This window comes from Pseudomonas sp. SWRI154 (genome assembly GCF_014268645.1).
In the GTDB taxonomy this organism is placed as follows: Bacteria; Pseudomonadota; Gammaproteobacteria; order Pseudomonadales; family Pseudomonadaceae; genus Aquipseudomonas; species Aquipseudomonas marvdashtae.
Genome location: NZ_JABWQW010000023.1, coordinates 59,901 through 71,943, shown reverse-complemented (window position 1 = coordinate 71,943; position 12,043 = coordinate 59,901). Strand labels below are relative to the sequence as shown.

The window sequence follows — 12,043 nt, the reverse complement described above, 5'->3', positions numbered from 1 at the left end:
CCCTGCCATGAAACCATCGCTAGTCTTGAGAATGGGCCAGCAGCTGACGATGACACCGCAGCTGCAACAGGCCATCCGCCTGCTCCAATTGTCGACCCTGGACCTGCAACAGGAAATCCAGGAGGCGCTGGAGTCCAATCCGATGCTCGAACGCCAGGAAGAAGGCGAAGACTTCGACAATACCGATCCGCTGGCCGATAACGTCGAGCAGAAAACTCCCGCCGAAATCCCGGAACCGTCCTATCAGGAAGCCGCCCCGACGGTGGACAACCTCGAGGACGGTGAGTGGAACGAGCGTATTCCCAACGAGCTGCCCGTGGACACGGCCTGGGACGACGTCTACCAGACCAGCGCCAGCAGCCTGCCGAGCGGCGATGACGACGAGTGGGACTTCACCACCCGCACCTCCGCCGGCGAGAGCCTGCAAAGTCATCTGCTGTGGCAACTGAACCTGGCGCCGATGTCCGATACCGATCGCCTGATCGCCGTGACGTTGATCGATTGCATCAACAACCAGGGCTACCTGGACGAGACCCTCGAAGAGATCCTGGAAGCCTTCGACCCCGAGCTCGACATCGAGCTGGACGAGATCGAAGCCGTCCTCCATCGCATCCAGCAGTTCGAACCCGCCGGCATCGGTGCTCGCAACCTGGGTGAGTGCCTGTTGCTGCAACTGCGCCAGCTGCCCGCCAGGACGCCGTGGCTGGCCGAAGCCAAACGGTTGGTGACGGATTTCATCGACCTGCTGGGCGGGCGCGACTATAGCCAACTGATGCGTCGCATGAAGCTCAAGGAAGATGAGCTGCGCCAGGTCATCGAGCTGGTACAAAGCCTCAATCCGCGCCCCGGCTCGCAGATTGAGTCCACCGAACCCGAATACGTGGTACCTGACGTGATCGTGCGCAAGCACAACGACCGCTGGCTGGTGGAACTGAACCAGGAATCAGTACCCAAGCTGCGAGTCAACGCTCAATACGCCGGTTTCGTGAAGCGCGCCGACACCAGCGCCGACAACACCTTCATGCGCAACCAGTTGCAGGAAGCGCGCTGGTTCATCAAGAGCCTGCAAAGTCGCAACGAAACCCTGATGAAAGTTGCCACCCAGATCGTCGAGCATCAGCGCGGCTTCCTGGAGTACGGCGATGAAGCGATGAAGCCGTTGGTCCTGCACGACATCGCCGAGGCGGTGGGCATGCATGAGTCGACGATTTCCCGGGTGACTACCCAGAAATTCATGCATACCCCACGGGGCATCTATGAACTGAAATACTTTTTCTCCAGCCACGTCAGCACCTCCGAAGGCGGCGAATGCTCGTCCACGGCCATCCGCGCGATCATCAAAAAATTGGTCGCGGCGGAAAATCAGAAAAAGCCGTTGAGTGACAGCAAGATCGCTGGTTTACTGGAGGCACAAGGCATTCAGGTGGCCCGCCGTACCGTCGCCAAATACCGTGAATCCCTCGGGATCGCGCCTTCGAGCGAACGCAAGCGGTTGATGTAACAGGCCACGCCACAGCGTTCCAGTGGCAGGTATTTCTGCCTGCCGCTTTATGCACTGGCAACGAAGGAGAAGCTGTATGCAAGTCAACATCAGTGGACACCAACTGGAAGTGACCGAACCCCTGCGCACCTACATCGGCGAGAAACTCGACCGATTGGAAAGGCATTTCGACAAGATTACCAACGTGCAAGTCACGATGAACGTCGAGAAGCTGCTGCAGAAAATCGAAGCCACGCTGCATATTCCCGGCGGAGAAGTGGTTGCCAACGCAGAGCATTCAGACATGTATGCCGCGATTGACCTGCTGACCGACAAGCTGGATCGCCAACTCAAAAAGCATAAGGAAAAGACCCAGAGCCTCCTCCAGGGCGCAACCGGTCGTTAACCCCCCCAATCCATGATCCGACTAGAAACCATCCTGACCCCCGGCCGTTCCCAAGTGAACGCGCCGGGCGGCAGTAAAAAGAAAGCCCTCGAACAAATTGCCAACCTGATCCACCGCGAGGTACCGGATCTGGAAATGCAAGATGTCTTCGAGGCATTGGTCGCCCGTGAAAAACTCGGCTCCACCGGTTTTGGCAACGGCATCGCCATTCCTCACTGTCGCCTCAAAGGCTGCACCGCGCCAATCAGCGCGTTGTTGCACTTGGAAGCGCCTATCGATTTCGACGCCATCGACGGCGCCCCGGTCGACCTGCTGTTCGTATTGCTGGTCCCGGAAGCGGCGACCGATGCGCACCTGGAGCTGCTGCGCCAGATTGCCAGCATGCTGGACCGCAAGGAAGTACGCGAAAAACTGCGCAGCGCCCCGAGCAACGAAGCCTTGTATCAGGTAGTCCTGGACGAGCAGAACGGCCATTAAACATGCGCATGATCATCGTCAGCGGCCGCTCCGGCTCCGGTAAAAGCACCGCCCTCAACGTGCTTGAGGACAGCGGCTACTATTGCATCGACAATTTGCCAGCAGGCCTTCTTCCAGAATTGGCCGAGCGTGCGCTGATCCATACCGAGCTGGCGCAACCGCTGGTCGCCGTGTCCATCGACGCCCGCAACCTGCCCAGCCATTTGTCGCGATTTCCCGAATTGCTCGAAGAAGTGCGCAACCGGCATATCCAATGCGACGTGCTGTATCTGGACGCCGATGAGGAGACGCTGCTCAAACGCTTCTCTGAAACCCGTCGGCGCCATCCGCTGAGCAACGCCAGCCGCTCCCTCGCGGAAGCCATCCATGACGAAAGCCAGCTGCTCGGCCCCATCGCCGACTTGGCGGACCTGAAGGTCAACACTACCAACCTGAATCTGTATCAGCTGCGTGACACCATCAAGTTGCGCCTGCTGAACCAGCCGGAACCGGGCACGGCTTTCCTCGTGGAGTCGTTCGGCTTCAAGCGTGGCATGCCGGTAGACGCCGACCTGGTGTTCGATGTCCGGTGCCTGCCCAATCCCTACTGGAAGCCGGAACTGCGCGAACAGTCCGGGCTCGACCAGCCGGTAATCGATTACCTGGCGGCCCAGCCGGATGTCGAGGAAATGTACCAGGACATTTCTGGCTACCTGCTGAAATGGCTGCCCCGTTTTGCCGCCAGCAACCGCGCCTACGTCACGATCGCGATCGGCTGTACGGGCGGGCATCACCGCTCCGTCTACCTGACCGAGCGCCTGGGTCAGCTCTTGCAACAATCCCTGAAGAACGTCCAGGTTCGCCACCGCGACCTCAGCTAAAGGATTCACATCGCGATGCCTGCTCGGGAAATTGAAATCATCAACAAGCTGGGCCTGCATGCCCGTGCCTCGGCCAAATTCGTGGGTGTGGCGGGCAAGTTTCCTGATACCACGATCCGGGTCGGGCGGACGCCTGAATCGACGGTCGACGGCAAGAGCATCATGGCGATGATGATGCTTGCAGCAGGCAAAGGCACCAAGATCCACCTGAGCACCGAAGGTGAACAGGCTCAGGAAGCGATGGATGCACTGGTGGAACTCATCAATAACTACTTTGATGAAGGCGAATAGCTGCCCCTTGCCCAAACACGACCTTTACGGGGAGCGTCACGCCAACGCCGTGTCCATCACCATCATCAAACAAAACCCAACCAGCAGCCCCAGGCTCGCCAGCTTCTCGTGACCATTACGGCGCGATTCGGGGATGACTTCATGGGTTACAACCAGCAACATCGCGCCTGCGGCCAACGCTAATCCCAGGGGCAGCAGCGCCTCGGCCAGGCTCACCAGCCAGGCGCACAGCAGCGCGAACACTGGCTCGACCAGCCCTGACGCGGCGCCGATCAAAAATGCCCTGGCACGGGACATCCCGGCGGCTGCCAGTACCAGCGCGATGACCAGCCCTTCCGGCACGTCCTGCAAGGCGATGCCCATCGCCAGGCTGTCGGCATCCGGCATGCCGCCGCCCGCCGAGACACCGACGGCCATGCCTTCGGGAATGTTATGGGCGATGATTGCGAATACGAACAGCCAGATCCGCGGCGCAATGATCGGATGGCCCGGCGTTACCAACAGCTTTTCGGGGCTGGCAGATACCTTGCGGTCCACCAGATACAACCCGAACGCCCCGAGCAAAATGCCGAAACTGATGAAACCGCTGGCTGCCCACGGTGTGAATCCCAGTTGCTCGGCCGCGGCAATGCCGGGCACGATCAACGAAAACGCTGTGGCGGCGAGCATCACCCCGGCGCCGAAACCCAGCAGCGAATCGCTCACAGCTTGGGGCATGCGCCGGATCATCAGCACCGGCACCGCGCCCAACGCGGTGCCCAGAGCGCAAAGCCCGCCGCCCTGCAATGCACGCAGCAGTTTGGGTTCCAGGTCCAGCCATGCCAATCCCTGGACCGCCAATAATGCCATTCCGGCCAACACCAACAGCGATCCCAAGGCGTAGCGGAACATCCGCCCGCCGCCTACCGCCAGCGCTTCAGTGTCCATAGTCAGCCTTGGATTGTTTTCATGAAGGACTCAAGCAAGCGCAGCCTCGTAACGTCGTGCGACTTCCGGCCAATTGATCACGTTATAGAAGGCGTTGATGTATTCGGGACGACGGTTCTGGTACAGCAGGTAATAAGCATGTTCCCAGACATCCAGGCCAAGGATGGGCGTATTCCCGCTCATCAATGGGCTGTCCTGGTTGCCACTGCTTTCCACCACCAAGGTCTTTTGCGGGGTCACGCTCAACCAGGCCCAACCGCTGCCGAAACGGGTCAGCGCAGCCTTGGTAAAAGCCTCCTTGAAGCGCTCGATGCCGCCCAGTTGTGCCTCGATCGCCTTCGCGAGCGCCCCGTTCGGCTGACCGCCACCGCGGGGCGTCATCACGTCCCAGAACAACGAGTGGTTCGCATGGCCACCGCCCTGATTGATCACTGCGGCGCGCAGGTCCTGTGGTAGCTGCTCAACGCTGGCCACCAGTCTCTCGATAGGCCAATCGGCGTACTCGGTGCCGTCCACCGCCGCGTTGAGGTTATTGATGTAGGTCTGGTGGTGCTTGGTGTAGTGGATCTCCATGGTTTGCGCATCGATGTGCGGTTCCAGGGCATCGTAGGCGTAAGGCAAAGCGGGCAAGGTAAAAGCCATGTTCAATGAACTCCGTGATGAAGAGTGGCGTTGCGCTGACGAGGCGCGGCGGCATTGCAGTGCAGCAGGCGCTGGGTCCGTGGGTATTCGCCGTGCTCGCTGATGAAATTCAGCAGTTCGACATAAGTCTTGTGGCTTTGGCGCATCGCCGCTTCACGCAACGCCGGCGCCATGCGTTCGTCTTGCATGGTCTGCAGCAGGCGCTGGTGGATGGCGCATAGGTACTCGGCGCTCTCCTCCGGCTGGTTCAAGCGCAGGTGCAGATCCGCCAAGTTGTGGTGGGAGACGACGCAGGCGGCCACGGCTTCGTCGGCGTCCGCCCAGCGCTCGAACAACACTTGGGCCAGCGCCAGGGCTTGCAGGTAGGCTTCGCGAGCGTCTACCAGCTCGCCCAGCATGAAACAGCGATTGGCCCGTCCGATCGTACGTTTCCAGTGTTCCATGGTGAGTTCTCCACACAGGTGTCGGGGTTACACGCCGCCGGCGGTGAGCTTCTCCGGGTCCAGCAGGACTTCCAGTTCGCTGCGAGTCAGATCGGTGTGTTCCAGCGCGACATCGATGACCGGACGACCTTGCTGATACGCCTGCTTGGCGATTTCAGCGGCCTTCTGGTAACCGATGATCGGGTTCAGTGCCGTGACCAGGATCGGATTGCGCGACAGCGCCTCCTTGAGCCTGGCTTCGTTGACCTTGAACGTGGCGATAGCCTTGTCCGCCAGCAAGCGGCTGGCAGTGGACATCAGGGCCATGCTGCTTAGCAGATTCTGGGCAATGATCGGCAGCATCACATTGAGTTCGAAATTGCCTGATTGGCCGGCGAGGGTGATCACCGTGTCGTTGCCGATCACCTGGGCCGCGACCATTGCGGTGGCTTCGGGGATGACCGGATTGACCTTGCCAGGCATGATCGAGGAGCCCGGCTGCAAGCCCTCGAGTTCGATTTCCCCCAAGCCTGCCAGCGGCCCGGAGTTCATCCAGCGCAGGTCATTGGCGATTTTCATCAACGACACCGCCGTAGTCTTCAATTGTCCGGAAACCGCCACGGCGGTGTCTTGGGAACCGATCAACCCGAACAGGTTCTCGCCCGGAGTGAATTGCACTTGGGTCAGTTGCGTCAGTTGCTGGCTGAACAGCTCGGCAAAGCGCGGGTGGGCATTGACCCCGGTACCGACCGCCGTACCACCTTGGGCCAGCGATTGCAGGCTCGGCTGCAAATCTCGCAGATGGCCGACATTGGCCTTGAGCTGCTGCGCCCAACCGTCGAGCACTTGGCTCAGGCGCACCGGCATCGCGTCCATGAGGTGGGTGCGGCCGGTCTTGATGAACGGATGGACCTGCCGGGCCTTGCGCTCGATCACCTGCACCAGATGCTCCAACGCCGGCAGCAACTGCTCGTGCAATGCCAGGGAGGCACTGACGTGAATACTGGTGGGAATGATGTCGTTGCTGCTCTGGCCGCAGTTCACATGGTCATTCGGATTGACCGTCTCCCCCAGCAGACGGCTGGCCAGGGTGGCAATCACTTCGTTGGCGTTCATGTTGGAGCTGGTGCCGGACCCGGTCTGGAAAATATCTACCGGAAAATGCGTCATGAAATCACCTTCGAGCAGGCCTTGGGCCGCATCGACGATGGCCTTGCCCTGGGCCGCACTGATTTGCTCCAACTCCACATTAGCCCGGGCGGCGGCAGCTTTCGCCAGGATCAGGGCGCGAATGAATTGCGCCGGCATGCGTTGGCCACTGATGGGGAAATTGTCCACGGCGCGCTGGGTCTGTGCGCCGTAGAGCGCAGCCGCCGGGACTTGGAGCTCGCCCATGCTGTCATGTTCGATACGGGTATTACTCATCGGGAAATCCTTGCTCCAGTTCAATAAGGGAAATCGACGGCGCCAGCGCGCACGTCGCCAGTGCCCAGGCATGACTCTGCCAGCGCTGGAGGCGACAGCGACAAAGCGACTGCCGCTCCAGGTCGCGCAAAGGGCGCCAGGCTTGATCGAGACAGAGGTTGCGCCAATGCCAGGGCAGTGCGACATCCGAGGCGGTGTCGAGCAATAGCCGGAAGGCGGTTTCAGAAATCATCCACGAGGAAGTGGCCGTGCAACACGCCAGATAGCGCCCTTCGGCCAGGTAATGATCGATCAGCCGCGGCTCGTCCGGGCTCATCGCGCAACGGATCTGGCGGCTCATCCAGCGCCAGCTTTCAAGGTAGGGCTGTTCGTGCAGGGCGGAACTCATGACCGGGGCTCACTCGGCGAATGAGATTCATTATTAGATGATAATAAGAAGCAACACAACCGCAACACGATACAAATTCATCGTGGCGAGGGAGCTTGCTCCCGCCCGGTTGCGCAGCGACCGCAAAATCCTGGGGCCGCTGCGCGCTGGAGCGCCAGCCCGGCCCAGCGGGAGCAAGCTCCCTCGCCACAAAAGCTCTCTGCCGCGGGTTTCTGTGGGCACAAAAAAGGCGCGTCACCACTACGGATGACGCGCCTTTTTTTACCGATGAGCGTTAGCTACCCGCCACCATCATCCGCTCGATCAGCACCGATCCGGTGCGGATGTTGCTGCGCAACTCCAGGTCATTCCCCACGGCAACGATCTGCTTGAACATGTCGCGCATATTGCCCGCGATGGTCACTTCCTGGACCGGGAACTGGATCTCGCCATTCTCGACCCAGAACCCCGCCGCGCCACGGGAGTAATCGCCGGTGACCATGTTCAGGCCATGGCCCATCAGTTCAGTCACCAGCAGGCCGCGGCCCATGCGTCGCAGCAAGGCCGCCTGGTCTTCTTCGCCGTGGGTCACGAACAGGTTGTGCACGCCTCCGGCATTGGCGGTACTCGGCATGCCGAGCTTGCGACCCGAGTAGGTGCCGAGGATATAGGAGACCAGCTCGCCGTTTTCCACGAACGGCTTGGCGTAGGTGGCCAGGCCGTCACCGTCGAACGCCGAGCTGCCCATGGCTTGCATCAGGTGCGGGCGCTCGTCGATGGTCATCCATTGCGGAAACAGTTTCTGGCCCAGCGAGCCTTCGAGGAACGACGATTTACGGTACAAGTTGCCGCCGGATACCGCCGACAGGAAACTGCCGAACAGCCCACCGGCCAGTTCGGCAGAGAACAGCACCGGCACTTCACAAGTTGGTACGGGCCGCGCGCCCAGGCGACTGGCTGCACGTTGCGCGGCTTTCTGGCCGATGCTCACCGGGTCCGCCAGCAAGGTTCCCTGGCGGCTCACGTCATACCAGTAGTCACGCTGCATCTGGCCGTCGGCTTCGGCGATCATCACGCAGCTGAGGCTGTGCCGGGTCGATGCATAACCGCCGATAAAACCGTGGCTGTTGCCGTAGACCCGGCAGCCTTGGTGGGTATTGAGCGTCGTGCCATCGGCATTCTTGATCCGACTGTCGGCATCGAATGCTGCCGCTTCGCAACGCAGCGCCTGTTCAATGGCCTGCTCCGGCGTGATGTCCCAGGCGTGGAACAGGTCAAAATCTTTCAGTTCCTTGCACATCAGCGCGGCATCGGCCAGGCCCGAGGCTTCGTCTTCAGAGGTATGCCTGGCAATTGCCAGCGCAGCGGCGACGGTTTCGCGAATGGCCTCCGGACCGCTGGCCGAGGTGCTGGCCGACCCCTTGCGCTGCCCCACATACAGGGTAATGCCGAAACCCTGGTCGCGATTGAACTCAACGGTCTCCACCTCACGCTGGCGCACCGACGTCGACAGCCCCTGCTCCAGGGATACCGCCACTTCGCACGCGCTCGCGCCCTGTCGCTTGGCCTCGGCGATGATCTGCTCGACTTGTTCTTGCAGTGCCGGCAATGCTTGCGGGCCGACGCTCTGGACTGCACTCATGGTGTTCTCCACTCAAATTCTGTTTTCGGTGGTCGCCATCGAGCGACCGGGCCGGACAAGCGGCCCCCGACTGGTTATCATGGCGGCGTTTCTTTGCGGACTGCCACCATGGTTGATTCTTACGACGACTCCCTCTACGAGGGTGAAAAAAGCAAATCCCAGGTCAAACGCGAGCTGCATGCTCTGGTTGACCTCGGCGAGCGCCTGACAACACTCAAGCCTGACTTGCTGGCCAAACTGCCACTGACCGACGCCTTGCGCCGGGCCCTGGCCGATGCGCCCAAGCACACCGCGAATATCGCGCGTAAACGGCACCTGCAATTCATCGGCAAACTGATGCGCGATCAGGACACTGACGCCATCCTGGTTCTGCTCGATCAACTCGATGCCTCCACCCGGCAGTACAACGAACGCTTTCACGGCCTGGAACGCTGGCGCGATCGCTTGATCGCGGGCGACGACGGCGTGTTGGAAAAATTCGTCATCGACTATCCAGAGGCTGACCGCCAACAATTGCGCTCCCTGATCCGTCAGGCCCAGCACGAATTGGCGCAGAACAAGCCGCCGGCCTCGAGCCGCAAAATCTTCAAATACATCCGTGAGCTGGACGAGACTCAACGCGGCCTGCGTTGATCGCAGACAGCTTGCCGCCCCTGCCAGGGGCGGCAGTTATCGTGGCGAGGGAGCTTGCTCCCGCTGGGCTACGCAGTAGCCCCAATGCGGTTGCTACGCAACCGAGCGGGAGCAAGCTCCCTCGCCACAATGACTCACGCAAACCCCTGGATGTTTTCATGCGCCCGTGCCACCCACGGTAATCGCATCGATCTTGAGGGTCGGCTGGCCGACGCCCACCGGCACCGATTGCCCATCCTTGCCACACGTCCCCACACCGCTGTCCAGCGCCAGGTCGTTGCCGACCATCGACACCTTGCTCATCGCCTCCGGCCCGTTGCCGATCAGGGTCGCGCCCTTGACCGGTGCGGTGATCTTGCCGTCTTCGATCAGGTAGGCCTCGCTGGTGGAAAACACGAACTTGCCACTGGTGATGTCCACTTGGCCACCGCCGAGATTGGCGCAGTAAATGCCCTTCTTCACCGACGCGATGATTTCGGCCGGATCGCTCTGGCCGCCCAACATGTAAGTATTGGTCATGCGCGGCATCGGCAGGTGCGCGTAGGATTCGCGGCGACCGTTGCCAGTGCGGGCCACGCCCATCAGGCGAGCGTTGAGCTTGTCTTGCATGTAGCCCTTGAGCACGCCGTTTTCGATCAACGTGGTGCACTCGGTCGGCGTACCTTCGTCGTCGACGCTCAGGGAGCCACGACGTCCGGCGAGGGTGCCATCGTCGACGATGGTGCAAAGTTTCGAGGCGACCATTTCGCCCATGCGTCCGCTGTAGGCCGAGCTGCCCTTGCGGTTGAAATCGCCTTCGAGGCCGTGGCCGACGGCTTCGTGCAACAGCACGCCCGACCAGCCCGACCCGAGCACCACCGGCAAGGTGCCAGCCGGGGCCGGGATGGCCTCCAGGTTGACCAGGGCCTGGCGCAGCGCTTCGCGGGCGTAGCCCATGGCGCGGTCTTCGCTGAGGAAATAACGGTAGTCGGTACGTCCGCCACCGCCGTGGCCGCCGCGCTCACGGCGGCCGTTCTGCTCGACGATCACGCTGACGTTGAAACGCACCAGCGGCCGTACGTCGGCGGCCAGGCCGCCATCAGTGGACGCTACCAGGATCCGTTCCCAGACCCCGGCCATGCTCACCGATACCTGCTGGATACGCGGGTCGAGCGCGCGGGTGGCGACGTCGATGCGCTTGAGCAATTCGACTTTTTCGGCGCGACTCATGACTTCCAAGGGATTATCCGGCGCATACAGTTGGGCCACGTCCTGGCTGCTGAACGCCTGGACCGTGCCGTTCTGTCCGGCGCGGGAGATCGAACGGGCAGCACGGGCCGCAGCGCCGAGGGCTTCGAGGGTGATGGCATTGCTGTAGGCAAACCCGGTTTTTTCGCCGGACTGGGCACGCACGCCCACGCCTTGGTCGAGGTTGAAACTGCCTTCCTTGACGATGCCGTCTTCCAGCGACCACGACTCGGAAATCTGCCCCTGGAAATACAGGTCGGCCGCATCGATGCCCGGGCCGGCCAGGTCGCCCAGCACGCCCTGCAAGCTTTCGAGGGTCACGCCACCGGGGGCTAGAAGATGTTCACTGACTGAGGACAACAACCCGCTCATAAGTTTTACGCCTTGAATTCGTCGTCTTGGACAGGCCGCCGTCGGGCGCCCTGCGAAAAAAAGCGCCGATGGCTCGCCACCGGCATGCGCGCCCGGATGGACGCTTGTTCATTGCTGTCGCGCTCGGCCAACAGCACGGCCTCACCCTGATCCTGTTGTGCCAGCACGCGGCCCCACGGGTCGACAATCGCGGCATGGCCAAAGGTTTCCCGTGGCCCCGGATGCATCCCGCCTTGGGCGGCCGCCAGCATGTAGCACTGGGTCTCTATGGCTCGGGCGCGAATCAGCACGTCCCAATGGGCGGCGCCGGTCACCGCGGTAAAGGCCGAAGGCGCGGTGATCAATTCGGCCCCGGCCGCCCGCAACTCGCTGTAGAGCTCCGGGAAACGCAGGTCGTAGCAAACCGTCAAGCCAACCCGGCCCACCGGTGTATCGGCGACCACCACGTTGCCGCCGTAAGCGTAGTCATCGGATTCGCGGTAGCGCCCGCGATTGTCCGCCACGTCCACATCAAACAGGTGCAGCTTGTCATAGCGCGCCACGACCTGGCCTTGGTCATCCACCAACAAAGAGCACGCGTGGGCCTTGGCCTCAGGCTGGTCTACCGGCGGCAACGGCAACGTCCCGGCCACGATCCATAACCTGAGGTCGCGGGCGACCTGTTTCAACCAGGGCAGGATCGGTCCCTGACCAAAGGCTTCGGCACGCGCGATGTCGGCGACGTCCCGCCGCCCCATGGCGGCGAAGTTTTCAGGCAGCACCGCGAGCCTTGCGCCACCGGCGGCAGCCTGCTCCAGCAACACGCGGGCACGGGCCAGGTTAGCGAGTACATCACTTTGGCTGACCATTTGAATCACGGCGACTGGCATGAC

14 protein-coding genes are annotated in these 12,043 nt (G+C 61.6%); 6 read left to right on the top strand and 8 right to left on the bottom strand.

Going from position 1 to position 12,043, the window contains the following annotated elements:
• Positions 1-7: 7 nt before the first annotated feature.
• From HU806_RS19435 to HU806_RS19415, 5 genes are all read left to right on the top strand, one after another.
• Positions 8-1,501, top strand: a complete 1,494-nt coding sequence (locus tag HU806_RS19435) for an RNA polymerase factor sigma-54 (RefSeq protein ID WP_186613416.1) — start codon at positions 8-10, stop codon at positions 1,499-1,501.
• A 76-nt stretch (positions 1,502-1,577) separates the two neighbouring features.
• Positions 1,578-1,886, top strand: coding sequence for a ribosome hibernation-promoting factor, HPF/YfiA family (gene hpf, locus HU806_RS19430; protein WP_039592236.1), 309 nt, complete (start codon positions 1,578-1,580; stop codon positions 1,884-1,886).
• A gap of 12 nt (positions 1,887-1,898) precedes the next feature.
• A complete protein-coding gene (gene ptsN, locus HU806_RS19425) occupies positions 1,899-2,363 on the top strand; it encodes a PTS IIA-like nitrogen regulatory protein PtsN (protein WP_186613414.1) in 465 nt (154 codons plus the stop codon).
• A gap of 2 nt (positions 2,364-2,365) precedes the next feature.
• Positions 2,366-3,223, top strand: a complete 858-nt coding sequence (rapZ, locus tag HU806_RS19420; RefSeq protein WP_186613412.1) for an RNase adapter RapZ — start codon at positions 2,366-2,368, stop codon at positions 3,221-3,223.
• 15 nt (positions 3,224-3,238) lie between these two features.
• A complete protein-coding gene (locus HU806_RS19415) occupies positions 3,239-3,514 on the top strand; it encodes an HPr family phosphocarrier protein (protein ID WP_186547266.1) in 276 nt (91 codons plus the stop codon).
• Between the two features lie 36 nt (positions 3,515-3,550).
• Here HU806_RS19415 and HU806_RS19410 read toward each other — a convergent pair whose 3' ends face one another.
• The 6 genes from HU806_RS19410 to pmbA form a co-directional block, all read right to left on the bottom strand.
• Complete coding sequence (locus HU806_RS19410; RefSeq protein WP_186613410.1) at positions 3,551-4,441, bottom strand: ZIP family metal transporter; 891 nt, start codon at positions 4,439-4,441, stop codon at positions 3,551-3,553.
• A 30-nt stretch (positions 4,442-4,471) separates the two neighbouring features.
• Positions 4,472-5,083, bottom strand: a complete 612-nt coding sequence (locus tag HU806_RS19405; protein ID WP_186613408.1) for a superoxide dismutase — start codon at positions 5,081-5,083, stop codon at positions 4,472-4,474.
• A gap of 2 nt (positions 5,084-5,085) precedes the next feature.
• On the bottom strand, positions 5,086-5,526 hold the full coding sequence (locus tag HU806_RS19400) for a DUF2753 family protein (RefSeq protein WP_186613406.1): 441 nt from the start codon (positions 5,524-5,526) through the stop codon (positions 5,086-5,088).
• Between the two features lie 27 nt (positions 5,527-5,553).
• Entirely contained in the window at positions 5,554-6,930 is a 1,377-nt protein-coding gene (locus tag HU806_RS19395) for a class II fumarate hydratase (protein ID WP_186613404.1), read from the bottom strand.
• The gene (locus HU806_RS19390; protein ID WP_186613402.1) at positions 6,923-7,318 is read right to left on the bottom strand and encodes a FagA protein; all 396 of its coding nucleotides are present in this window, start codon (positions 7,316-7,318) and stop codon (positions 6,923-6,925) included. The genes HU806_RS19395 and HU806_RS19390 overlap by 8 nt, the downstream gene beginning before the upstream one ends.
• Positions 7,319-7,592: 274 nt before the next feature.
• Positions 7,593-8,939 (bottom strand): metalloprotease PmbA, encoded by a 1,347-nt coding sequence (gene pmbA / locus HU806_RS19385; RefSeq protein WP_186613400.1) that lies wholly within the window; start codon positions 8,937-8,939, stop codon positions 7,593-7,595.
• A 108-nt stretch (positions 8,940-9,047) separates the two neighbouring features.
• Between pmbA and yjgA the strand changes: the two genes are divergently transcribed.
• On the top strand, positions 9,048-9,572 hold the full coding sequence (gene yjgA / locus HU806_RS19380; RefSeq protein WP_186613398.1) for a ribosome biogenesis factor YjgA: 525 nt from the start codon (positions 9,048-9,050) through the stop codon (positions 9,570-9,572).
• A 156-nt stretch (positions 9,573-9,728) separates the two neighbouring features.
• On the opposite strand, the gene tldD is transcribed toward yjgA, so the two are convergent.
• Both tldD and HU806_RS19370 read right to left on the bottom strand, forming a co-directional pair.
• Positions 9,729-11,171, bottom strand: a complete 1,443-nt coding sequence (gene tldD / locus HU806_RS19375; protein WP_003197828.1) for a metalloprotease TldD — start codon at positions 11,169-11,171, stop codon at positions 9,729-9,731.
• 5 nt (positions 11,172-11,176) lie between these two features.
• Complete coding sequence (locus tag HU806_RS19370) at positions 11,177-12,040, bottom strand: carbon-nitrogen hydrolase family protein (protein ID WP_186613396.1); 864 nt, start codon at positions 12,038-12,040, stop codon at positions 11,177-11,179.
• Positions 12,041-12,043: the final 3 nt, after the last annotated feature.

Bases quoted from the DNA above. Each gene is read 5' to 3' on its own strand.
- HU806_RS19435 (WP_186613416.1), top strand. From the start codon at position 8: ATGAAACCATCGCTAGTCTTGAGAATGGGCCAGCAGCTGACGATGACA.
- hpf (WP_039592236.1), top strand. From the start codon at position 1,578: ATGCAAGTCAACATCAGTGGACACCAACTGGAAGTGACCGAACCCCTG.
- ptsN (WP_186613414.1), top strand. From the start codon at position 1,899: ATGATCCGACTAGAAACCATCCTGACCCCCGGCCGTTCCCAAGTGAAC.
- rapZ (WP_186613412.1), top strand. From the start codon at position 2,366: ATGCGCATGATCATCGTCAGCGGCCGCTCCGGCTCCGGTAAAAGCACC.
- HU806_RS19415 (WP_186547266.1), top strand. From the start codon at position 3,239: ATGCCTGCTCGGGAAATTGAAATCATCAACAAGCTGGGCCTGCATGCC.
- HU806_RS19410 (WP_186613410.1), bottom strand. From the start codon at position 4,441: ATGGACACTGAAGCGCTGGCGGTAGGCGGCGGGCGGATGTTCCGCTAC.
- HU806_RS19405 (WP_186613408.1), bottom strand. From the start codon at position 5,083: ATGGCTTTTACCTTGCCCGCTTTGCCTTACGCCTACGATGCCCTGGAA.
- HU806_RS19400 (WP_186613406.1), bottom strand. From the start codon at position 5,526: ATGGAACACTGGAAACGTACGATCGGACGGGCCAATCGCTGTTTCATG.
- HU806_RS19395 (WP_186613404.1), bottom strand. From the start codon at position 6,930: ATGAGTAATACCCGTATCGAACATGACAGCATGGGCGAGCTCCAAGTC.
- HU806_RS19390 (WP_186613402.1), bottom strand. From the start codon at position 7,318: ATGAGTTCCGCCCTGCACGAACAGCCCTACCTTGAAAGCTGGCGCTGG.
- pmbA (WP_186613400.1), bottom strand. From the start codon at position 8,939: ATGAGTGCAGTCCAGAGCGTCGGCCCGCAAGCATTGCCGGCACTGCAA.
- yjgA (WP_186613398.1), top strand. From the start codon at position 9,048: ATGGTTGATTCTTACGACGACTCCCTCTACGAGGGTGAAAAAAGCAAA.
- tldD (WP_003197828.1), bottom strand. From the start codon at position 11,171: ATGAGCGGGTTGTTGTCCTCAGTCAGTGAACATCTTCTAGCCCCCGGT.
- HU806_RS19370 (WP_186613396.1), bottom strand. From the start codon at position 12,040: ATGCCAGTCGCCGTGATTCAAATGGTCAGCCAAAGTGATGTACTCGCT.